Source organism: Chitinophagaceae bacterium (genome assembly GCA_016717285.1).
GTDB lineage: Bacteria > Bacteroidota > Bacteroidia > Chitinophagales > UBA10324 > JACCZZ01.
Map to the genome: position 1 here is coordinate 803,354 of JADKFU010000004.1, position 25,370 is coordinate 828,723.

Annotated in this window: 14 protein-coding genes; all 14 read right to left on the bottom strand. The window is 42.1% G+C overall.

Annotated elements, in window-relative coordinates:
• Positions 1-130: 130 nt before the first annotated feature.
• A complete protein-coding gene (locus tag IPO83_08510; protein MBK9731314.1) occupies positions 131-6,838 on the bottom strand; it encodes a PKD domain-containing protein in 6,708 nt (2,235 codons plus the stop codon).
• Positions 6,839-6,866: 28 nt separating this feature from the next.
• Positions 6,867-7,181, bottom strand: coding sequence for a hypothetical protein (locus IPO83_08515; protein MBK9731315.1), 315 nt, complete (start codon positions 7,179-7,181; stop codon positions 6,867-6,869).
• 369 nt (positions 7,182-7,550) lie between these two features.
• On the bottom strand, positions 7,551-8,003 hold the full coding sequence (tnpA, locus tag IPO83_08520; GenBank protein ID MBK9731316.1) for an IS200/IS605 family transposase: 453 nt from the start codon (positions 8,001-8,003) through the stop codon (positions 7,551-7,553).
• Positions 8,004-8,131: 128 nt separating this feature from the next.
• Positions 8,132-8,863, bottom strand: a complete 732-nt coding sequence (locus IPO83_08525; protein ID MBK9731317.1) for a response regulator transcription factor — start codon at positions 8,861-8,863, stop codon at positions 8,132-8,134.
• Between the two features lie 114 nt (positions 8,864-8,977).
• A complete protein-coding gene (locus IPO83_08530; protein ID MBK9731318.1) occupies positions 8,978-9,151 on the bottom strand; it encodes a hypothetical protein in 174 nt (57 codons plus the stop codon).
• A gap of 20 nt (positions 9,152-9,171) precedes the next feature.
• Positions 9,172-9,561 (bottom strand): histidine kinase, encoded by a 390-nt coding sequence (locus IPO83_08535; protein ID MBK9731319.1) that lies wholly within the window; start codon positions 9,559-9,561, stop codon positions 9,172-9,174.
• Entirely contained in the window at positions 9,482-11,860 is a 2,379-nt protein-coding gene (locus IPO83_08540) for a hypothetical protein (protein ID MBK9731320.1), read from the bottom strand. Before IPO83_08540 ends, IPO83_08535 begins: the two co-directional genes overlap by 80 nt.
• A gap of 216 nt (positions 11,861-12,076) precedes the next feature.
• Positions 12,077-14,293, bottom strand: a complete 2,217-nt coding sequence (locus IPO83_08545) for a tail fiber domain-containing protein (protein ID MBK9731321.1) — start codon at positions 14,291-14,293, stop codon at positions 12,077-12,079.
• A gap of 509 nt (positions 14,294-14,802) precedes the next feature.
• The gene (locus IPO83_08550; GenBank protein MBK9731322.1) at positions 14,803-17,199 is read right to left on the bottom strand and encodes a T9SS type A sorting domain-containing protein; all 2,397 of its coding nucleotides are present in this window, start codon (positions 17,197-17,199) and stop codon (positions 14,803-14,805) included.
• Between the two features lie 78 nt (positions 17,200-17,277).
• Positions 17,278-19,005 carry a T9SS type A sorting domain-containing protein gene (locus tag IPO83_08555; protein ID MBK9731323.1) on the bottom strand — a complete coding sequence of 576 codons (1,728 nt, stop codon included), beginning with the start codon at positions 19,003-19,005 and terminating at the stop codon, positions 17,278-17,280.
• Between the two features lie 646 nt (positions 19,006-19,651).
• Positions 19,652-21,436 (bottom strand): T9SS type A sorting domain-containing protein, encoded by a 1,785-nt coding sequence (locus tag IPO83_08560; GenBank protein ID MBK9731324.1) that lies wholly within the window; start codon positions 21,434-21,436, stop codon positions 19,652-19,654.
• The gene (locus tag IPO83_08565) at positions 21,414-21,746 is read right to left on the bottom strand and encodes a hypothetical protein (protein ID MBK9731325.1); all 333 of its coding nucleotides are present in this window, start codon (positions 21,744-21,746) and stop codon (positions 21,414-21,416) included. The genes IPO83_08560 and IPO83_08565 overlap by 23 nt, the downstream gene beginning before the upstream one ends.
• A 1,309-nt stretch (positions 21,747-23,055) precedes the next feature.
• On the bottom strand, positions 23,056-24,180 hold the full coding sequence (locus IPO83_08570) for a hypothetical protein (protein MBK9731326.1): 1,125 nt from the start codon (positions 24,178-24,180) through the stop codon (positions 23,056-23,058).
• Between the two features lie 79 nt (positions 24,181-24,259).
• Complete coding sequence (locus IPO83_08575; protein MBK9731327.1) at positions 24,260-25,357, bottom strand: T9SS type A sorting domain-containing protein; 1,098 nt, start codon at positions 25,355-25,357, stop codon at positions 24,260-24,262.
• Positions 25,358-25,370: the final 13 nt, after the last annotated feature.

Below are 25,370 nucleotides of genomic sequence, written 5' to 3' on the forward strand. Positions count from 1 at the left end.
TCCATGATGAATCGGTAAAGAAACCCATTTGTCGACGGTGGGTTTTTTAGTGAAACTTAAAAGTCGCGATACAAAAAAACCCTCCTGCCGAAAATCAACAGGAGGGTTTCAAAAAAGCCAATCACTTATTTCAACGGAAGACTACCACCTTGGTAAATCCGCTGCTACTGGTTCCGTTGAACCGCACTAAATAAATTCCTTCTGCAAGATCACTCACGTTCATCTCAATATCCGTTTCGGTACCTTCCCATGATGTGATCAATTGCTTCCGGATATTTCCCAATTCATCGAACCAGCTAATAGTGCCACTTTCAGAGGCAGGTGAGACAAAATGTAAAGTGACTGCCCCTCTTGTCGGATTAGGCGTTGCTTTCAACTGCACAATCGCGGGAGCCTCTTTTTCACTGTTCGATAGAGCACCGATTTGAGGTGAAGGCGCCGGACTCTTCAATTTAAACGTAAATGTGCAACTTCCACAACTCACACCATTGCACGTTGCGTTGATCGTAACAGTGTAACTTCCTGCGGCAGATGGATTAAATACGATTGGCATTGAAGTGCCACTCATGAAAAACACTGCTCCTTTGTTTATTACCCAACTGTATGTTGCGGAACAATCGGCTCCACCCTGACAGGCGTAATTGCCATTGACAGTAATTGGAAATCCTAACTTGGAATTGTAGATGCCACCGCACGGCTGGTTGATATAGGAAACATTGCTGGTGGTGATTGTAAACGGATTCCACGAACCGCAGTTGCAATTTTCAGATACAAAGAAAGTCATCGAGCAACTGTCGCACAAATTACCGCCGCAATAACCATACATCGTAAGCGTGTAAGTGCCTGCAGTGTTAAATGTGAATACAGGAAGTCCGGTTCCCGAAGAAGGTGAGGCTCCCGGCATACTCCAGGTAACTTGCGATTGGCAAACTGCCGCCACACCATTACAACTAAATCCACCTGAGGTGAAGTTATAAGTGCTTCCAGTAAGCACTCCATCAAAGTGAGCACCGCAAGCCATGCTCAATCCTGTGCTGGTGCTTCCATTTACGGTAACGTCAGAAGTAAATGGCAGCCATTGACCGCAAGAACAAGGATTAGTTACAACAAAACTGATGGTACAGGAATCGCAAACACTTCCACCGCAGGACGCATACAATTTTAGTGTATAAGTGCCTGCAGTATTTAATGTGAAGACAGGCAATCCTGTTCCCGAAGAAGGAGATGCGCCTGGAATGTTCCAGGTGATATTGGAAGTACACGTCGCGTCATTTCCAGTGCAGAAATACATTGGTGAAGTAAAGCTGATGGTAACTCCCGGTTCGAGGTTGGTGAGTGCAGCACCACATTCAATGAGTAAATCACTTGGAGAACCTGCAGGAACAGGAGACAGATGGATATCAAAAATATCATCCCAATGGCCACAGGCACAGGTAACTTCGCAATCGGGAATAGTGAAGCACACAGTATCTACGGCGTGGCAGCAACATCCTATGCTATCAAGCAATGTGATATGAAAGCAAACAACAGAACCTGCAGGCAACGCTGTGTTGAATGTAAATGTTTGCGTGTAAGTGCCGCCTGGTGCAAGTGGCGGATAGTTGAATACCAATGGGAAGCTGTTGAGTACTCCTGTTGGATTCAGATAATCAATCACTGCCTGGCTGATTGCATTCGCACTGTTATTAGTAAGCGTGAAACTATATTGATACGTACCATTACCAAGGCAGATAATGGTGTCTTCTACCGTACCACATGGATTAATTGGTTCTGATATGCAGTAGAATTTCAACGTGTCAGTACAGGCGATGCTGTCATCTCCCAGAGCATTTGGCGTCAGCCAGTTCAACACAACAATCTGTGGTGATGGAGTTCCCGGTGCAAGGGAAAGACACATCGTAAAGAGTCCGGTAGTATTCCCGGTAGGAATGAATCCTGCATTGGGTTTATAAATTACCGTTGATGCATTGTTCAGCGGTGAATTCCATGATCCTGTATAGGCACCACCTAAGTAAGTAGAACCGATGGTTGCACCCACCGTAATAGGAGTAACCTGTATTCCTGAAAAATAACCGCCATTGTAATTGTTGTACAACGAAACAGTTTTGCAACAGGAAGAATCTTCTGCTGTAGAACTGATGCTGATGTTATCGCATGGCACACAATTCGGAATAGGTATGCAGATGGAATCATAGCAACAGGTATCGCCATAGATTACAATCGAATGCAAACAGAATTCAGTTGGCACCGGTGTGTTTGGTGGTAAACTTAATATCAATGGTGTTGCCGGGAACCATCCACTCGAGCTATTTGGTGGAAGGTTAAGAAACTGGTAATAATAGCTCAACCCATTTACCATGAAGGGTGAAGTAAAATTATTGAGCATGATGGATGCTGACTGTACTGCATTCATATTCTCAACTGAAATCTGAAAGGAATAGGTGCCATCCAGATTACACCAGATGGTATCCGTCATGGTATAACAATCTGAGGAGTCGCAGCTTCTCGGCGTGTATTCAAAGGTGGTGCTGTCTACACATCCATTCACGGTAGTGGCAATCAGTTTTATTACGTAAGCCACTCCGTAGTTGGGCAAGTTGCCTGGATTCAATCCAAGATCCTGAAGATTGCTGACATTCACGCCGTTGATTTGCCAGTCATACATGCTCATTCCGGGAGGACCATGAATCGTATCAGCTAACGGATTGATACAACCTGAGTCGCAACCAATGGGCAACAAGCTAAGATCAGGCAATGGGAAGATGATCACATTATCAACTGCTGATGCAGTACAACCGCTGGCAGGATCGGTAACAACGACCGTATAAAGACCGCTGCTGTACACATTGATCACCGGTGTGATCGCTCCATTGCTCCAAGCATAAGTTACAGATGCCGGAAGACCTGTAGCGGTAAGTGTTACCGCACTCGGCGCGCAAATGCCGGCTGGATTTGAATTGGAAATGGTAACTGTAGGTGCAGGATTGATGGTGATAGTTATTGCAGCATTTGACTGGCATCCTGTTGCATTGTCCACGGCAATAACATTGTAAGTATAGGTTCCCGCAGGCAGCATGCCAGGTGAATAAGTGGAACCGGTAAACAGAAGTGCAAACAAATTATCAAACCACTTAACATTGTAACCAGCACCAAGTCCCGAGTTGAGTGTAATTACCTGGCCCGTACATAAGGGCTGTGGACTTGCCGTAAGAACAATAACGGGTAGTGGATTCACGACAATACTTGCCGTATTGCTTTGTATGATACAACCATTGAGGTCTGTTACCACGCAATAGTAATTTCCTGAAGCAATAGCAGTGTATGTTTGATTGGTTTGTCCACTGATCGCTGTTCCGCTCATGTACCATTGATAGGAAGTATATCCTGCACCTGCATCAAGCAGTACATTACCACAACCCGGTGAAGTGTAAATGAGGTTGAAGGGTGCTGGTGGCGGATTAATAGTCACCGTTCCGGAAGCAGTTGTGCTGCATCCTGCTCCGCTTGTTGCTGTTACTGTTACAGTGTAAGAAAGCGGGCCGGGAGGAGGGAAGGTGTGTGATGGACTTGAATCGGTTGAAAATGTTCCGTCACCGAAATTCCAGCTCCAGCTTACCACAGGTGGATTTGAACCGTTGTCAGCCGCGGTAAATTGCACAGGCGCATTGCAGGCACTTGTTACTATGCTTGTTGTGATAATTGGTCCTACAACGGTTACGGGAATTGTAATTTTTGCCTGACACAGACCAACAGTTGCAGTAAGTGTAACATTGTAAGTGCCACCATTTAAATACGTGAAGGAAGGATTTTGTAAGGTTGAAGTGCTGTTTGCCGGATCTCCGAATTGCCAGAGCCAACCACTGATAGAGCCGGAAAAGAAGTTGGTGAGATCGGTAAATTGTACCATGTTACAATTCACCAAAGTGCTGAAGTTAGCAGCTACAGGCACTGTAATACTAGTACATGCTGTTGCTCCCGGATCACAAGGCCCATTTCCTCCGAAAGTGTAACACACCTGGTAAGTACCTATCTGTGAATAGGTATGGGTTACCGTATTTCCTGATGCACCTGGTGAGCCATCTCCAAAACTCCAGACCGCTGTTCCAGCGCAGTTGCTATTGGTAGTAAATGTGAAATCATTGCAATTAGGATTGCCTTGCGATACGATTGGAGTATTTGCTGTACAAACAGGATTGCCACTGTATGGACAAACATCGTTTGTGCAATGCACATAAAATGAAGTGGTAGAAGTAGGACAAGCGAGGTTACCCGGATTAGGTACAGTAACTGAATATAAACCGGGAACAATTGTACTGATGGTTTGAGTTGTTTGTCCGCCGGGGCTCCATGAATAACTACCTGCTGCCGGTGAGGTGAGCGTTGTAGGTGACAAAAGATTTCCGGTTACGAGATCACAGGTTCCTCCGTCAACACAGGTTGGACAGGGTACTGCGCATCCGCAAAGTATGGTATGAGATTGTGTTTTTGTACAACCGTTAGCAGTAGTTACTGTAACCGAATAAGTTCCGGGTGTGGTTACCGTAGTTGAGAAATTCGTACCGCCGTTCGACCATGAAAAGGTATAAGGACCATTTGCAGTTTGTAGCGTTACAGCAGGACTAAAGAGTCCGGTAAGCGGATCACATGATCCGGTAGTGGGGCCCAAAGGATTAGAAACAGTAGGTCCGGGAAATTCTGCTGCCAATGCATAGGCGATTTTCGTACAGCCGTTAGCACCGGTTGCCACCACATAATAATTTCCAGGAGCAACATAAGGAGTGGACAATGGACTTCCTGATCCAATGGAAGCTCCACCTGTTGCCAGATACCATGCGTAACCTGTACCGCCTGTAGCTGTAAGACTCACATTGGTACCAACACAACCACCGGAAGCAGCAGCGGTTGGAGTGGGCAATGGCAATATGTTTATGGTTGGTGTAGTGAAAGTGCCGGTGAGGTTACCACAAATGGTTTCTGATATGGTGATAGTTGCTGTTGGAGGAACTATCACAAACCATTTGATATCAACCGTTGTCAAAGTCTGGTTTACGATCACGCCGGCATTTGCAGGATTGATGGTGATATTGACGTTTGACACGCCGGGATAAGAAAGTGAAATGTTGTAAGTGGTATTCACATCCGGACAGGCAGCTGAAGGGCCGGTAATCGTGGGTGTAGGAGTTGCATATCCATTTACAGTAATTGTGGTGGGAATTCCGGCGCACCCTGCTGAGTTAACCGGTGTTACCGTAATTGTTCCGGAAGAAAAGATATTCGGAATATTTGCTGAAACCGGATTCGCGGTAGCATTATTAAAAGTAATTCCGCCTGTTGAAGACCAATTGTAAGTAACACCAGGCCCCGAACCGGAAGCAGTATAAGTGTAAGGTGTGCCTGGACAAACAGTTGGATTGGGAGAAATAGTGGCCTGCGTTGGAGCGGCCAGCACAACAACCGTTAATGTTTGTGGTGAATTACAGGCAACATTGGGAAAAGCAGGTGTTGCAGTAACGGTGTAAGTACCAGCAGTGGAAAATGTAAAGGAAGGATTGTTAGAATTTGTTGCTGAACCTACTGATGGAATATTCCAATCGCAATTAAATGGTAATGAAGTAAAGCTCACTGTTGAATTTTCACAAATAGTATCAGGACCTGAAATACTAAAACTTCCCACTGCATTGATAATTATGGAAGTGTCCCCTACACAATCAAGCAAATCATTGCTCATATGGCAGGTGAGAATATATTGTCCCAAACAAGGAAATGTAATATTCTGTATGTACGGTGGTGCGTTGGTTGGAAGCGTGGTGGTGGTGCTGCCGCATGGTTCAAATAATGTCCATGTGTATTGTGCTCCAGGAATTACAGGCGCCGAATACGAATGTACAGATGGTGCACAAACCAGTTGAGGGCCGCCAATAATAAATCCTCCGTTTGGCATTATGGGAACGGTGGCAACAGTGGCCACCGGACATGTTGCCGGCGTGCACAGTGTTGTGGCGAGTGAGAGAGTTCCTACCGGACCGGCGCCCCAATTTACCAGTACGCAGTTTGTATTATTAGGTCCCTGAATTGTGCCTGTGCCGCCAAGAATTGACCAATTGTAAGTCCCGCAAACTGCACCGGTGCAATACTTAACTCCTTCAGTTCCTCCGCACACCGGTGTGATACAAAAAATATCTGGGCCTGTTGCCGGATCAACATTTACGCAATATTGTACAGTGCCTGTACAGCAGGCGCTGTGAACAGTAAGTGTAACTATGTAATTGCCAGGAGTCGTGTAAGTGTGACTCACTGTGGTGCCGGTAGTGGACGTTGTAAATCCATCTCCGAAATCCCAGTCGCTGCTTAAAATATTTGCGTAGGAACCAGTACTGTTGAAGTTAATGGTAGTGTTATTACAAATTTTTATGCAACCGTTTTGAATAGTAAGTCCTGCATCGAAACCAATAACTGCAGTAGGAGGCTGTTCTACAATTACGCATAAATGATAAACTTTCGGATTCCCGTCAGGGCCCTGGATTATCACCATTACCTGATAGGTTCCCGGTGAATTCCAGACCACTACAACGGTTTGAGTTCCCTGCCCGCTGATAATCGTTCCATTGCCCGAGAGTTCCCAGTGAAATTGGCCTTGTCCATCAGTGGTATATGCAACGGTATCACCAAGACAGACATGAATACAATCCGGTCCGCCGCCGGTACCAGAAGAGGTATCAATATCACAGGGATAGGTCGGATTCTGCGTGATCTTGACGTCCAGTTGGGCAGCACAGAATTGCGGAACTGCTAACAATACGATAAAGGAAGTTACAAGACGGAGGAAAACTTTTTTCATAACTATTAAAATTTGGGGTTTGAAAATTTTATGCTGAATGATTGTGTTCGTTATATGCAATTACCACAGGCAAACCGACTTCCCGGCTTTCTCTTACGCCTTGAATTCTGTATTCCCAGGGCTCTTCAGATTCATGATCGTCAAATGGAGAGTTAACTGCTGTAGCGATAAATTGCCAGGATTCACTGGAAGATCTGCGTTTATAAATATTCACTGCATCAGCCGTTTTCTTGGTGAAGCGTATCTGAATATATTCATTCATTGAAATCAGTGCCACCTCTGGTTGATAAGTTTCCCAATTTTCATTACCGCCATGGTCAATGATTATTTTCGGTTCTTTCATAATAAAAATAAATATACTTTGATGTCACTTTGACTGCAAGCCGTAACTCATATGTGTGTTGCCTGATCTGATAAGTGTAGGGAATGGGAGGATAAGCGTAAAGGGAAGAGATGTCTGATAAAGAAAGGCCGATTTTTCCAGCCATACTATTATGATTTGATAATGTTTGCAGCAAGCACATCCTGATCAGGCGTTTGCTTTGCCCCTAACTTTTTGCTACACTTGCCAATCATCACGTACCCAACTAAGCCCTGAAAGGGCGTAATCTACTAAAGCAGGGTGCAGCCCTGCGTCTAAAGCAGAATGCAGCCCTGGGAAGTGATGGCGAAGCCATCACAAACAAAGATCTGAAAGAGCGCAACACACCACCTAATCCCAAACATACCGTTCATCATATTCTACCTCATACCTTTTAAGCATGGCACGATATTCATCCTGAAAAGTTTTTTTACTATGATGCGCTTTTTGATTTGTAATATATTTAATAACCCTATCAATATCTGAAGGATTTACCGAGAATGCACCATATCCATCTTGCCAGTAAAAATTACTATAATTAGATCCCTTAGTCTTGATCCATTTTGAAGAGTGTGATTTTACTTCTTCGAGTAATTTCATGAGTGCTATTTTTTTGGACAGCATACAAAGAATGTGTATGTGATCTGTATAGCCGCCCACTTTTATTGGATGGCATTCCAGGCTTTTGCAGACCCCTCCTAAGTATGCATGCAGTTCTTGTTCAACCGGAGGATAGATGAGTTCCTGACGATATTTAGTGCTGAAGACGATGTGGAGATAGTTTTTTACCAGAGATTGGCTCATAGATATATTTTTTTACGCAGGGCTGCACCCTGCTTTAGTAGATTACGCCCTTTCAGGGCTAAAGGAGCTAACATATAGCCACGAACTGATATTAGACGCTACTTCGTGTTTTGACCTGCCAAAGACCACTACATCTCCGTCAGCTTCTTCAAAAAATCATCCTTTCTTCTTGCGGAAACATCGAGCGATATTCCGTTTTTCATCACTACATAACCTCCGCTTCCTTTCACATACTTGCTGATCTGATGAAGCCGCACGATGTGGGAATGATGAATGCGGAAGAATCCCTGCGACTCCAGCAACTCTTCATATTCCTTCAGTGGTTTGGAAACAACATACTTCTGTCCGTCAGCAGTATGAAGCACGGTATAGCTTCCCTCCGCAGAAAGAAATACAAGATCACTAACATCTACAAATGCAAAACCTTCCAGCGTAGGGAGCGCTAATCGTTTCAAAGCACCGTTTTCCTGCGTCTTTACCAATTGGTCGATGCGCTCAGTCTGTGATAGCTGCATCGCTTTTTCTACAGCCGATTTTGTCTCTTCAATACTGATCGGTTTCAGCAAAAAATCAATGGCGGAAAATTTAATGGCCGGTAATGCATAATGATCATAGGCTGTTGTGAAAATCGTTTTGAACGGTCGTTGATCAAAATGTCGTAAGACTTCAAGACCGGTTCCGTCACACAATTCCACATCCAGAAAAATCAGGTCAGGATGCTTCTTTTTAATCAGCGTCACCCCTTCCATCACGCCTGCTGCCCGGCCATGATACTGCAATGCGGGAAAATGCTGTAGCATAATTTGCAGCAGCACATTTGCGCTGTGTTGTTCATCTTCAATAATTACAAAGGAGAACATGAGCTGAAGATTTTAATACACTCGAAATATACTTCGATTCCTGATGTCGTTTATATTTTTAGAATGAAAAATGCAATGTTAATTAGCATTGAATCTTACCGGTTACAAGAATAGTCAGATGGATGACGGAAACCTGAAAATGGTCATTAACCCTGAAGGCGAAGCTGAATCGCCAAGATCAAATACTTCCATTGTGCAGGGCCGCCGCAGAGATTGATTAAGAATAGCAATGCGCTCTTGTATAATGGAAATGGCCAGTGAACTGCCTTTTCCATTTTTATCAGTCACACGACCTGTACCATTGTCGCTTACTTCACAACAAATGCCATCGATTTCTTTTTGAAACTGATCTTAAGCATTCCTTTTCGTTCCAGGTTCTTAAATCCATGCTTTATTGAATTTTCCACTACCGGTTGCAACAACATGGAAGGAATCATCACCTCATTGATTTCCAATTGTTGATCAGTAAATATTTCCCAGTCAAATGAATTATTGAAACGCAATGATTCCAATTCGAGATATGTTTTCAGCAACTCACATTCTTCTTCCACGGTCACCGATTTTTTTCGTGACTGATGCAGGACAGCACGGATGAGTTTTGCAAATTTGGCGAGGTATTCATTCGCTTCTTCTGTCTTGTGTTGAAAAATAAAATCCTGTATAGCATTCAGTGAATTGAAAATAAAGTGAGGATTCATTTGCGAACGCAAAGCTGCCAGCTCCGCTTCGATTGATTTTCTTTTCTGTTCTTCCTTCAGCAATTTCATTTTGTAACGATAGCGGAACAACAGCACACTTCCTGATGCAAAAAGAAATAGAATGGCTGCATAAAAAAAGTTTGGTTTTCCAGAAAGGCAAATGAATAGTGAATGCAAGTTGTAAGGGTTGGGTTGACCAGTTGTCTGCTGAAGTAGCGGCCTGCACCGTAACCTGATATTTTCCCGCAGGTAATTGCGGCAAATCCAATGTTGAATTGGAAGTGTATTGCCAGTTTACGTCCTCGGACCGAAGCTTATAGCGATACGTTAATGCAGCAGCTTCGCGGAAACTGATTCCGGAAAATGATAACTGCATATTGTTTTGACGGTAATCGAATTGCAGCGCAGTATCAACCTTTGTGGAAGTGCCGTTTACGGTAAAGGAATTGAGATATATCGGGACATTTGTGATTTTTTTCAACTTATTATCAACCGGAAAAACCTGCAGGCCTTCATCGGTTGCAATCCAGATCATGCCATCTTTTACAAGCAATGAATTTATTTTTTCTGAAGCAAGACCGTCTTGTTTTCTGAAACGTGTAATTTGAAAGTTTCCCTTTTTTATTTCCTTTAATATGAATAGACCTGCATCGGTTCCCGCGTAAATGATGTTGTTATTATCAATGAAAATATTCCGGGCGGAAATTTTTTCTTTCGTCGCCAGCATTTCTTTCAACACTTCATTTTCAAGCATCCACAATCCGGTTTCCGCAGAAGCAATCCATAACCTGCCTGTTGCGTCGAGACGGAGATCGCTGATTCTGCTTTTAAGTGCAGGAAATTTTTCTCCGAGAAACTGCATGCTGGAATCATGAAATATAAAAAGCCCTTGTTCTGTACCTATCCAAAGCAGGTTGTTCCGGTCTTCTGCGATCGCATAAATCCTTTTATCATGTGGAAATTGATACAGTACCGAAAGACGGTTATCTTTTAGCAGCGAAAGTTTCTGACCACCACCTAAAAGCAACGAACCGTCTTTCGTCCGTTGCGCGGATTTTGTCCAGCCGATAACCGTTTTACTGATCGTTTTAAAATTATCATCCGTAGTAATCAGTTCGAAATTTGTTACACAAAGCCACTGCTTATTTTTTCCGGGAAAAAAATTCACCGGATATCCGGTGATTTCCACCGGAGGCCGAAGTTGAATGGGTCCGTGATCGTAAAGGATCTGTTGCGCTATACCGTTGGCAAATCCGGCAATTACGCCATTTGGATGTGCTGACAATACAATCGCATCATTATTCGCAAGTCCATCCGGCTTGCTGAGCAATTGTATTTCGAGAGAAGGAATCATGTAAACACCGTCGCGCAAAGGTGCCAGCCAGGTGTTGCCTTCACTGTCGGTAAAAACATGGCCGCAATATTTGCCATCAAGTATTTTCAACTGGTGTTGCGCGTCTAAAATTTTATCACGAAATAACCGCGCACCGGTTTTTGACATGAGCCAGAGATTATTGTTACCGTCTTCTTCCACGCTGTTATAATCAGCAAAAGGATTCTGTTCAAATCCGGTGGCAGTGTCAGTTCTATTTCCTTTGAATCTTACCAGGTTGTTATTTCCCAAAATCACATAAGATCCATCTGACAGTATAAAGCCATGAACCGTATTTTTTGGAAGCTGCTGAAGCAATGGTGATGCTTTTCCATGGTTGAAAATTGCGGCGCTGTCATTTGTGAATAGCAAAAGCTGTCCGGAGGTATCCATTTTCACAGCTTTAAGTCCGTTCAGATAATTGAATCCTGTTAAACGAAATAAAGTCTGTTTTGAATACTGAGTTACCGAATCACCATTCACTTCAATAAAGCCATCGCTGTTTGAAACAAGATAGACCATGCCTTTTTTTGAAACAAGCACTTTGCAGAAGACAGAATTCAACTGCGTTTTAGCGGCTACCGCGGAATTGTTTTCGTTGTAGAATTTTCCGTGCAGGTAAAAAGAGGCTTTCCCATTGAAACCCAAAAACCAGATTCTTTGCTGCTGATCTTTACCTAACCTGATTATTTCATCATCGGCAATGCCATCCGATTTCAAAAAGTTTTTAAAATGATGGCCATCAAAACGGCTCACTCCGTGATCGGTCGCAAACCAGATAAATCCATCTTCATCCTGCAAAACATCATACACTACATTGCTGGGCAACCCGTCTGCTGAAGTAAAATGCTTCATGTAAACAAATTGCGCCAGGCACATGCTGTTGAAGCAACAATAAAAACTTACCAGGAAAAGGAGGCGGAGCATTTCGGAAATATAAGGAAGCCTGCTGTCAATAAGGGAGTTGATTTACAAACGGCCCAGGCAAGATTCTTATCCCGGAATTTTTTCATTTTAAAAATCCCTCGTCGCTGTTACTTAGCATTGCTTCGAGTTTGCGCATCATCCAAAAAGAAACCGGCTTCTAAAGGGAAGCCGGCTTCTTTTTTAATTATGGAAAAAGATTGCTGTTAACCGGTTTGCTTAATGTGTCACCACCATTTGTTTGCTGTCGATCACTTTTCCCTTTATAGAAACCGAATATAAATAAGTTCCTGCACTCAATTCATTACCGTTGATTACTTGTTGCGTTGCACCTGCAATGAGGGAATAGCTTTTAAGAATTTTTCCGCTCAAATCAGTGATCAGTAATTCTGCATCCTTAACATCGGCCGGAAGCGCAAAACTGATGATTGCGCTTTGAGAGAACGGGTTGGGAGCGATCTGATTAAGGATTGGCTTGCTTACGCTGCCGGTTGTTGATTTTAAATCAATAGGAGACTTTGTTCCATTGATCAACGCATCAATCTGCGTCTGCATCGTTGCAAGCTGGGTCTTCAGATCATCATTTTGTTTTGACAATTCCTGCACTGATTTTACAAGCGGCACCACAAATTCACTATATGCCAAACTGTAATTATCATTCTCGTTTTCAGGTACATGCACACCATTGAATTGATATCCAACTTCTTTCGCAGCAGCTTCTACTTCCTGTGCAATAAACCCGTCATATCTGGCTTTTTGTGCGTTTGAATAATCCATCTTGCTCAATAGATCCTTTGTTTGCTGTGGTGAATTCCTGCTTAGAAATTCATCAAACTCCTTTGCTTCAAAGTTATATTGTACCGGGCGAAGCTTATTAATAAAGTCAAGGCCTTTAACATCTTCCGTAATATTTGTTTTGAATCTTCCATCGGACACAGTATAAATTACATTGCCTTCAATGACAGTTACTGCTGCATTGCCAAAACGAATTTTATCACTGTTATTTACAAGCGCGCCAAATCCTATTGCAGTTGCATTGGAAAGATTAGCCCCTGCAACATCTGCATTACTACCTAATCCTGTAAGAAAACTTCCACCGGAATTAGAATAGAGGGCTAAGTTACCCATTGCGGTGTTGTAACTTCCGTTAGTTGCTGAGAAAAGTGCACCGGCGCCATGAGCAGAATTGCCGGTTCCGTCAGCATTGTAATAAAGTGCCGTATAGCCGGTGGCAGTATTGAAATTTCCTATGGTGTTAGCAGTGAGTGCCAGGTAACCATTTGCAACATTGCGATATCCAGTGGTATTTAAATACATTGCCTGGTATCCAGTTGCTACGTTATTATATCCTGATGTGTTTAACGATAGCGCTTGAAATCCTAAAGCCGTATTAGAGGGTAAAGCACTGCCGCCCTTTCCTACTGTTAAAGTATTAATTAAAGCATCACCGCCGGCAACCTCCAGCAGTGCTCCGGGTATCGCTGTACCGATTCCTACGCTACCATTATTTTTGATTATCAATTGAGGAGCTGTTTGATTGCACGAGAAGGCCATGTCAGGTGACGGCGTATTTACTGAAGGAAAAAGCCTGAATGCACAAGAGCCGCCTCCTATTCCTACTGAGGTAAAAGAGCTGGAGGAGAAACCAACAGCCAATGCACAATCCTGATTAGATGGAATCAGATCTGCCCGTTCAACGTAAATGCCTACTCCCAGCGGACGGCTGACACCACCTGAAATATGAACTCCATAGTTAGTAGCAGGAGTAGAAGTGCCTACCCCGATGCTTGTTCCAACTTCGGCGATCTTGCTATCTACCAATGTAGTTCCTCCCCACTTGGGAATTTTATTGGTGGTTAATGTTCCTACTTTAGGATCTGTTTCAGCAAGCACCAGGCTGGAAGGATTTACCCAGGTACCAAGACCGCTTCCGTTGCTTTGCAAAATATATCCATTCACAGCGCCATTCGTCATGATGAATCTTTTTGTTTTGGTGGTGCCATTCACATCCAATAATTGCACAGGTGTAGCTGTACCGATGCCAACATTTCCATTGTTCCTGATAAGTAATTGTGGCGCAACGGTATTGGTTGAAAATGCCATATCCGGTGCCGGAGTATTCGCTGAAGGAAAAAGCTGAAAGGCACATGACCCTCCACCAATACTCACAGCGGAAAATAAATTGGAGGAGAAGCCTATGCCCAATGCACAGTCTTGATTGGAAGCGGGAATATCTCCTCGCTGAATGTACAATCCAGACGGAATAGGATTTCCAATTCCACCGCGCATATGTACACCATAATTGGAAACTGTTGAAGTCGTGCCGATTCCAACATTAGGCGATGAAAATCCAACGGTTCCCGAAGGAGAATTCAGTACCTGAGCATTCACATGAAAAGTGGCAAGCAATGATAAAATGATCAATAGTTTTTTCATTTGTTGAAAGTTTAGATGAATTTTTTTGCTTACTCTGCTTACCCTTTTCAGCTTCCGGGTTCTTACTCTGTTTCGGTTTTTGAGAATACACTGCAATACCATCTCAGGGTGGAGGTCCGATAATTTATTCTAAAAATAGTTGATTACAAACATACTTCACGTTATCACCGATGTCAATTACCAATTGGTAAGTGTTCCTGTACATTTATTAAGTGTGAGAAATAAGGTGATAAGTGTGAAGGGCTTAGTTAATGAAAACAACATGCAGGCGTTTTATTACGCATAATTATTTTCTTGTTACTGAAGAAGCGCCTTATGGAAAGATGGAAATCAGGTGAAAAGGTGATGCGACGCAAACGCTTTCAACCTGAAATGACGAAAGGAAAAATAAATCAGCAAGTAGAGATATCATTTATTGATAAATAGCTGCCCTTTCGAAGTACCTACATAATGAAGCCGGCTTTATAGCTGGTGCCGGCTTCACTTTAATATTTATAAACTGGGTTCGCTTAATGTGTCACCACCATTTGTTTGCTGTCGATTACTTTACCGTTTACGATCAGTGAATACTGATAAACACCTGGTGAAAGTTTATTGGCATCAATAACTTGTTCTGTTGAACCCATTGAAAGCTGGTAAGTGCTAACGAGTTTTCCGCTTGCATCTGTAATAGATAATTGCGCATTGGATGCATCAACAGGAAGCGAGAAAGTGATGGTTGCTTTTTGTGAAAAAGGATTGGGAGTTATTGTATAGAGGTGAGCACCCGCGTTATCATTCCCATCTGTTGAGGATGCTTTCGATTGCTGATGATTTGTGCAGCACTGTGAAAGAGAAGCATCAATCGATTGAAGCTGAGCGTTCAATTCATTCATTATTGACTTGAGATCCTCTACTTCATCTTTCAATTCCTGATTGCCCGATTGCAGCGTTTCAACCTGCATTTTCAATTCATCATTTGTTTTAGACAGTTGTTGAATTCCGATGAGTGCAATACCTGCTTTATCCATTGGGGCTATTCCGGTATTATCACCCACATTGAAGGTGCTTAAGAAATCATCGGCCATTGGACCAATGTGATATTCATTATCAGTACCTATGTACTTCCATCTGGTGATTTCGAGTTTCGAAATTTTTTCGAGAATGTCCTTCTTATCCAGCGCAGTGAAACCTTCTTTCTTCGCTCTTTCGGAAGCATCTACCCATGCGCCGCCATTTGTGACATGGGCTCCATTACCATTTGTCGGATTGGTTCCAACCAAAATTGCATCAGTAGGACCCGGGCAAACACCGAATCCCCATTTGGTAACTGCAGCATCTCCGAACACCATCATGTTGCTTGAACATACAATGGCATTGGCTCCGATTGCACTTGCATTGGTTAAGTTGGTATTTCCACTCGCTACACCTGCACCTGAACCCAATGCAGTCATGTAAGTACCTGTTACATTGTAGAAAAGAGAATTGAATCCTTCCGCAGTGTTGTTAGTACCGGTGGTGTTAGCATACAATGCTGAATTCCCATCAGCTACGTTACTGTTTCCAATGGTGTTGTTGTATAGTGATTGTCTTCCATTGCCGGTATTGCTGAATCCAGTAGTATTGTAAAAAAGACACAGGTGTCCATTGGCCGTATTATCATTTCCGGATATATTTGAAAAGAGTGTTTCATATCCATTTGCGGAATTATTATTACCCGTTGTATTTAATCCGAGGGAGGAATATCCATTCGCCGTATTAGATGAGGCCGTTGTGTTTGAGCCAAGAGCACCTGCACCATTTGCAGAGTTACTATTACCAGTTGTATTTGAATAAAGCGCATTTCTTCCATTCGCTGTATTGAAGTAACCAGAGGTATTTGAATATAGCGCTTGAAATCCATCGGCAACATTGTCGTAGCCGGTTATATTGGAATAAAGTGCTGAATTACCGGTTGCTGTATTCTCATATCCGGTAGTATTAAGTGCTAAAGCACTCATTCCATTTGCTGCATTCGATGAACCTGTGGTATTGCGGTAAAGTGCATTTGCCCCGGCTGCTTCGTTGTTGTATCCAGTAGTATTATACTGAAGAGCAGCATCTCCCATGGCTGCATTGTTGAATCCCGTAGTATTTGAATACAGCGCCCATCTCCCTGCTGCTATATTATTTCTTCCTGTAGTATTTGAATACAGCGCCTGCAAACCGACGGCAACATTCTCATAGCCAGTGGTGTTGAAATAAAGTGCTTGTCCTCCAACCGCTACATTGTTGTAGCCAGTAGTGTTGGAGTAAAGAGCTTGCCTTCCATTACCAGTATTTGTACTACCGGTAGTGTTGGAATACATCGCATCTACACCTACTGCAGTATTGTCAAAACTGGTGGTTTGAGTAAAAAGTGCATTACTACCAATAGCAACATTATTGTTTCCCGACGTATTGTTAGCAAGAGCATTGCTACCAAGTGCAGCATTTAATGTTCCGGTAGAATTCTTTACCAAAGCATTATAACCCACACCGGTATTATTTGAAGCAATGTTGCTGAGCAAGGCCTGATATCCTATTCCAGTATTGTTGGCACCGATCAGATTTGCATTTAAACTTCGGTAACCCACTGCTGTATTATATGAACCCGTGGTATTGAATTTCAGTGCCTGAAATCCAAATATACTGTTCTGCTTCCCACTAGTCAGCCCAATGAGTGTTTGAAATCCAATGCTGGTATTGGCGCTGTTGTTAGTGTAGTCAATTTTTCCGGATAAGGTATTACTGACTTTAAATACCAATGGTTGAGGAGTGAGAGTGCCGAGGAAATCTCCAGGTGCGGCATTGTTGCCCGCGACGCGCCATTCAATCTGGGCTTGCGCTGTTACAGATCCTGCAACCAAAATGAATGCAAACATTACTTTTTGAAATAGTTTTTTCATGGTTTGTTGTTTTAAGGTTTGAAAAATTTGCCAACTCTATTTACCCTTTTCGGCTTCCGGGTTCTTATTATGATTCGATTACTGATTTGTTTTTACAAATTTTTTAGTAATCACTTCCCCTTTATCTGTAGTGAGGTGTAAAAAGTAAATGCCTTCGGGTAAATCTTTTTGCAAAATGATTTTATCATTAACTTCATTATAAGTGGCAATCAAACCACCGGTCATGTTAAAGATTTCAATGGATTTTACTTTGCTTGCATCTTTGAGTTCAATAGTAATTTCTGCAGAAGATGGGTTGGGATAAATGGAGATGGATGCAGTGCTGTTTGCATCAACAACCTCTTCATTTTGCAAACGCAATGGGAAACCTGTTAAGTCAATGATCAATTCGAAAGGCCCGATAGAATTAACGGTATGTGTTATTTCATCCATAATAACCAATGGAGCAAAACCCTGATCAATAACATCAGCCACTTTAAATGGTGGAACCTCTAAAGGACAAAAATCACTAAATCCAAAAGGGGGTAGAAAACAATTCACGGTGCTTGTAGCAGTGAGGGTTGTAAATCCAGCCGAAGTTTCATCATACCGGTCCACTTTTAAAATAGTACCGGATGCATCAAAATAAAAAACGTAGAAATCAGTAATGCCGCCTGTAGCACTCTTGTCAATATAATAATCACCAGTATAAGTCATGGTTTGCGTGTACAAAACTGAATAGGTGGTTTTGTCAATCTTATACAGTACACGTTTATTGGTTACTACATTCCTGGCATCAATATAAATATTGTTGTCCTGCAGTTCTGATTTTAGATTGTAAATCACTCCTTGAGAATTTCCTGTTAGTGGTAGAATTGTTTTGAAGGTAAAACCGGTTGGAGTCAACTGATCAGCAAAAATTTTATTCTTTCGTCCTTTAAAACAATCACCGATAATATTAAGGGTGCTTACATCAATGTAGAACTGAATGGAAGCCATATTAAAAGTATTACCGGCTAACAGGTTATGTGTAAATGGTGCCGCACTTATCAGGTTCCCATCATAATCATATACCAAAGCTTTTAAGGTATAAGCATTGGTGTAATAAAGGACATAAATATAGCTTTCTACTCCCACCACATCCAGGATCTGAGATGTAGACGGTATTGCCAGTGGAACATCATACAAACTCCAGGGATAGGGAACATACATCCAATCATTTGTTCTATATCCCTTTAACCTGAATTTTTTTACTCCCGACGGACTTTGAAGATAAGAGTACGCGGCAGCACCTTTACCATCACCGGTATTATGCAAAACGCCGCTTAAACCGGGAAGTGTGGGGGGGCCATGGTTAATACCTGCAGCATAAGCATGCACCGAACCGCTGATATAATTTATACCCGTGGGTGGAATGATATCATAAGTTCCCCCGTATTGTATATACACATAGGGAAAAGGATGGCCTGCTCCAACATTCTGATCATACAATCCAAAAATACACATATCATCTACATCACCATTGGTCCAAATATCATAATCTAATCCCTGCGTGCCCAAATTTCCCACACCCTGATTGATAAAACCACAACCAGCCGACGCATTTATCGAGATATTATTATTACTTACATCTCTGAATGTGTTGGCGATTCCATAATATTGCCCGTCTGCGGTATTCTCTCTGATAGGTTGGTAATGGTAATTGGGTTCGTAAGGCAAATCATTTTCATGGATGTAGCAACCTGGTGTCCAAATGGGTTGAGCATTGGAGGCAGTTGCATAGATAAAGCATGCAATTACAAAACTTAAGTGAAATAATTTTTTCATTGTGTGTGATTTTAGAAGTTAAAGTTTGCCCGTTCTGTTTCCCTTTTCAGCTTTGGGGTTCTTAAGCTGTTTCGGTTTTTCAGATTCCACCGCCGTAATTTTTTGAGGGTATTGCGGTATGTTTTCCCTTGTTAAAATTTTTAACAGTGTAAACATACCGTCAAACAAAATCGAATGCAGGGAAGATGTATGTAGTGTAGTTTTAACTGTTCAAATGGTAAACACACGAGTACAAACGGAAGAAGTGGAAAGTGGATGGGGAGCCAAGAAGGGAATTAAGCCAGGCTACTATGAATCATGTAACGAATAAGTTTCAGCAAAAGCCAGCATGCGATACTCCTGTTGTGCATACAAATTGCCGCTGTTGTGATTTTGCTTCCGATTTGATTGCTGATCCAGAGGAATCAAACGACATTTCATGCATTACTCATACGATGCATAAAATATAAAGAAGCCACCCCGATAGCTGAGGCGGCTTCACTCAATGATGAAAGGGAATTAAACAGAGAATCGATTTTCTATTTCACGATTACCATTTGTTTGCTGCTTCAGTTTTTCCATTTCACAAACCAGGCATCTGCTTCAGCCTGTGAAGCAGATGCCTGGTTGTATTGGCTATAAATAATGCCGGTTAAATAGTTCTGCGTTATTTTTCCGAAGCCACTTTTGCCACCCGAATCTGAGATGATTTTCCATCAGCATATTCTACAATTATATTGTAAATACCTTCAGGCAATTGTTTTCCAAATATGATTGGTGTACTAAATCCATTGACTGTTTCAACCAACTGACCTAACATATTCAGCACCATCAGTTTTGAGATTTCGTTTCCGCCTGCATCAATGGTAAAATCATTGGATGAAGGGTTGGGAAATACTTTCACAGTTGATTCAGCATTACCACCTACGCGGCAACAACTGCCGGTGGGATTCCCTACTGCCATTACTACCACATCGGTTGACGTGCAACCTGCTGCATCTGTGACGGTAAGTGTGTAGGTAGTCGCTACTGAGCAGTTTGTGTTGGCACTACCAGGACTGCTTAATCCTGCTATGGGCAACCACGCATAAGTATAGCCGGGAGTGCCGCCGGTAGCAGAGCCATTGAGTGTATTAGCGCAGCAGCCGTAGACAAATCCATCGGGTCCGGCATGAGCGGCGAGCGATGAAACAATAAGATCGAACGAGGAAGTGTGTACACAACCGTCATCCCCCAGGCAACTAACAACGTAATGACCGGGGATAGTGAAATTTTGGCCGCAGTAATTGAAAATTTGGCCTGCGCACATGAATTGATCGCCCAGATCGGTGGTATCGTTTCCACAGGGATTCGATGCCGAGCACACCGTATTCCAGTCAAAGATTATGTCATGTTTTTTATATTTTACTATATTATCGGTGTAAACATATGTTTCAGGGGACATAGGTGTAAGCGGCCCCTGATAGGTAAAGGGAGAAGCGGCTATACCAACTGAATCGGCACAACCTAAGAGTCCGTTCCCGTCTGCGGTGTTAACCTTTAATAAGGCTGCTTGGGGGATATTGCTGGAAGGAAGGTATTGCCCAACAACATATAAACTTCCACCCTGAATGGCCATTCCCGAAATACGTTGCACACTGCTTGAATAACTTTTTAATGAGAACGGATATTTGTTTGCCCAAATTTTGTTGCCGCTTGCGTCAACACGCATGAGGTATGCATTACCGTAGGTTGAAGGATTGACAGCATCGTACAAATCTCCCAGCAGAATTAAATCTGTGCTGCCGGGAATAGCAATAACTTGATGAAGTGTTCCTGTATTTCCGTTTATCGTATAATTTTGCCCTGCCTGCAACGTACCATTCAAGTCTGTTGCAATGAATTGCTGCGTTAACGCAATGCCTTGACCGGCAAGATCTCCAGCGCCGACTGCATACAGCTTTGAATTACTGAGTAACAGGTCGGTCAGATATAACCTTGCCTGATCGGTGGTAATATTTTTCACATACGGGTAGCTCCACACTTCAGCGAAACTTGCATTTAACTTCGTTATTGATTGGCGCATCATCGTATTGGTGGTGTTGTAATTGTACCGCCCACCGACATAGAACTCTTTTAGTGTTGGGTCATAAATCACACCGTTCCAGGTTTCAGATGCAAGAACTTTTCGATTGCTAAGCATCGTCATAGTACCGGTGGTACGCGCAACCCCTCCATCAGCAATGCATCTTCTCCGGTTGCTTCTGGCCACCTGCATATCCTGGCCGCTCACATAATATCTTTTTTTCGGAAGGGTAGACGCTTCAATAATGCGTGTAAACAATGTGTTATCGTTGGATTGCTTAAACCATACTACGTTCTTAGTAGCAGCAACTACATTGATCTTTATCACAAAGCCCCTGCTTTTATACTGAAAAGGTGTTCTGCGGTTACCTGCACAACCAGTATCCATCGTAGGTTTTCCATGGCAGAAGCGCAGCAGTAGAATAATCATTGATATCAGCAGCAGTTACTTCAATGCTGGTACTTCTTGCCATCACGATACTTCCATTTGGATCAATCTCTGCCACGTAGATGTATTTTGTTTTCGACAAAACCGTGGAGTCGACGGTACCAATGGCGTAAACGTTGCCAGCCCCGGTGCCGAAATTTTTTGGTACAATGCAGGTGAAGTTCATCTTGGAGTTGGCGTTGCCAAAATTGGCATAGTAATTTAAAAATTGTGCCTGGCCGGCCGTTGTAATAAGAGTGAGCAAGGCCATTAAAAGAGAAATTGCTTTTCATACTTGTTAGATTTAGGTTGTAATGGGTTGCTTACCTCTTATCACTTTTTCAGCTTCCCGGGTTCTTACTCTGTTTCGGTTTTTCGATTCCACCCTCGTAATTTTTATTAAGATTGCGGTATGTGTTCCCTTGTTAAAATTTCAACGGTGTAAACAAAGGCCACACAAAGGCGAATGCGGAAGATGTATGTCGTAGTATTGAATGTTCGAATGGTAAGAGGGAGGATGAAGAAGCTAACACTACAGTAATTGTAATGCTGTTTTGTCATTTACAGCAGGGACCAAAAATGCCAAAGCATTAATTTGATCCCTCCGGATTTGTCATATAAAATAAATAAACCGCCTCCTATAAGAGAGGCGGTTTTAATGAATGATAAATTAAACAGGTCGGAATAGGAAGTGTTATTTCACGATCACCATTTGTTTGCTGTCCATCATTTTCCATTTATAATTAATGAATACTGGTAAACACCTGCGAAAGTTTGTTGGCGTTGATTACCTGTTCTGTTGAACCAATTGAAAGTGAATAAGTATTCACCACTTTTCCGCTTGCATCTGTAATGGATAATTGAGCATTTGATGCATCAGCAGGAAGTGAGAAAGAGTGGTATGGTTTGTTGTTTAAGGTTTGGGAAAATTTGATAGAGCTATTTACCCTTATCCTCTTGGGTTCTTATTATGATCTTGATTACTGATTTGTTTTTACAAATTTTTTACTAATCACTTCCCTTCATCTGTAGTGAGGTAGGTAAAAAATAAATGCCTTCGCAAATCATTTTGCAAAATGATTTTATCCTTAACTCCCTTATAGTTGCAATCAAACCACCGTCATGTTAAAGACTTCAATCGAGTTTGGCATCTTGCATCTTTGAGTTCAATAGTAATTTTCTGCAGAAGATGGGTTGGGGATAAATGTGAGATGGATTGCAGGCTGTTTGTATGAACAACACTCTTCATTTTGCAAACGCAATGGGAAACCTGTTAAGTCAATGATTAATTCGAAAGGCCCGATAGAATTAGCGGTATGTGTTATTTCATCCATAATAACCAATGGAGCAAAACCCTGATCAATAACATCAGCCACTTTAAATGGTGGAACCTCTAAAGGACAAAAATCACTAAATCAAAAGGGGGGTAGAAAACAATTCCGGTGCTTGTAGCAGTGAGGGTTGTAAAAATCAGCCGAAGTTTCATCATACCGGTCCACTTTTAAAATAGTACCGGATGCATCAAAATAAAAACGTAGAAATCAGTAATGTCGCCTGTGCACTCTTGTCCAATATAATAATCACCGGTATAAGTCAATGGTTTGCGTGTACAAAACTGAATAGGTGGTTTTGTCAATCTTATACAGTACACGTTTATTGGTTACTACATTCCTGGCATCAATATAAATGTTGTTGTCCTGTAGTTCTGATTTTAGATTATAAATTACTCCTTGAGAATTGCCTGTTAGTGGTAGAATTGTTTTGAAGGTGAAACCAGTTGGAGTCAACTGATCAGCAAAAATTTTATTCTTTCCTCCTTTAAAACAATCACCGATAATATTAAGGGTGCTTACATCAATGTAGAACTGAATGGAAGCCATATTAAAAGTATTACCGGCTAACAGGTTATGTGTAAATGGTGCCGCACTTATCAGGTTGCCATCATAATCATATACCAAAACTTTCAACGTATAAGCATTGGTGTAATAAAGGACATAAATATAGCTTTCTACTCCCACCACATCCAGGATCTGAGATGTAGACGGTATTGCCAGTGGAACATCATACAAACTCCAGGGATAGGGAACATACATCCAATCATTTGTTCTATATCCCTTTAGCCTGAATTTTTTACTCCCGACGGACTTTGAAGATAAGAGTAAGCGGCAGCACCTTTTCTCACCGGTATTATGCAAAACGCCGCTTAAACCGGGAAGTGTGGGAGGTCCATGGTTAATACCTGCAGCATAAGCATGCACCGAACCGCTTAAATAATTTATACCCGCAGGTGGAATGATATCATAAGTTCCCCCGTATTGTATATACACATAGGGAAAAGGATGGCCTGCTCCAACATTCTGATCATACAAACCAAAAATACACATATCATCTACGTCACCATTGGTCCAAATATCATAATCTAATCCCTGTGTGCCCAAATTTCCCACACCCTGATTGATAAAACCACAACCAGCCGACGCATTTATCGAGATATTATTATTAACGGCATCTATGAATGTGTTGGCGACTCCATAATATTGCCCGTCTGCGGTATTCTCTCTGATAGGTTGGTAATGGTAATTGGGTTCGTAAGGGAAATCATTTTCATGGATGTAGCAACCGGGTGTCCAAATGGGCTGGGCACTGGCAAGAGGCGCATAGAGAAAGCACCCGACTACAAAACTTATGTAAAGTAATTTTTTCATTGTCTGTGATTTTAGAAGTTAAAGTTTGCCTACTCTGTTTACCCTTTTCGGCTTCCGGGTTCTTATTATGTTTAGGTTCCTAATTTGTTTTTACAAATTTTTTGGTAATCACTTCCCCTTCATCTCTAGTGAGGTGTAAGAAGTAAATGCCTTCAGGTAAATCCCTTTGCAAAATGATTTTATCATTGACATCATTATAGGTTGCAACCAAACCACCGGTCATGTTAAAGATTTCAATCGATTTTACTTTGCTTGCATCTTTGAGTTCAATCGTAATTTCTGCTGAAGAAGGGTTTGGGTAAATAGAGAGGGTTGCGTTGTTGTTTTCAATACCAGCATCACCATTTTGCAACCTCAGCGGAAACCCTGTTAAGTCAATGACCAATTCCATAGGCCCGATTGAAGTAGCCGTATGTGTTATTTCATCAATAATCACCAATGGAATACCCTGATCAATCACCTTGTCCACTTTAGAAGGGGCCGGAAAAAAATTATTGACATTATATTGTGGCAAATAACAATTGACTGCACTGGTTGCGGTGAGTGTAATGAATCCCGATGGCGTTTCATCGTACCGGTCAACATTCAGCACTGTTCCAGCCCCGTTGATACTGAAAACGTAGAAGTCAGTTATGCCACCCGTGCCGCTTGTTCCAATGTAGTATTCCCCGGTGTAAGTCATAGTTTGTGTAAATAGCACAGCATAGGTTGCTTTGTCAATCTTATACAGCACCCGATCTCCGGTGACTACATTTTTTGCATCCACATAGATGCTGCTGCCTTCAAGTTCTGACTTGAGGTTATATACCACGCCTTGCTGATTTCCTGTTAGTGGTAAGATTGTTTTGAATGAAAAACCAGATGGAGTCAACTGATCAGCAAAAATTTTATTCTTTCCTGTTTTGTAGCAATCACCGATAATATTAATAGTGCTTACATCAATGTAAAACTGAATGGAAGCCATGTTAAAGGTATTGCCTATTCCAAGGGTATGTGTAAATGGTGAAGCACTAATCTGGTTCCCATCATAATCATATATCAATGCTTTCAAGGTATAGGCATTGGTAGAATACAAAACATACACGTAGCTTTCAACTCCTACTACATCTAAAATTTGAGAGGTGGATGGTATCGACAATGGAATATCATATAGCTCCCATGGATAAGGAACATACATCCAATCATTTGTT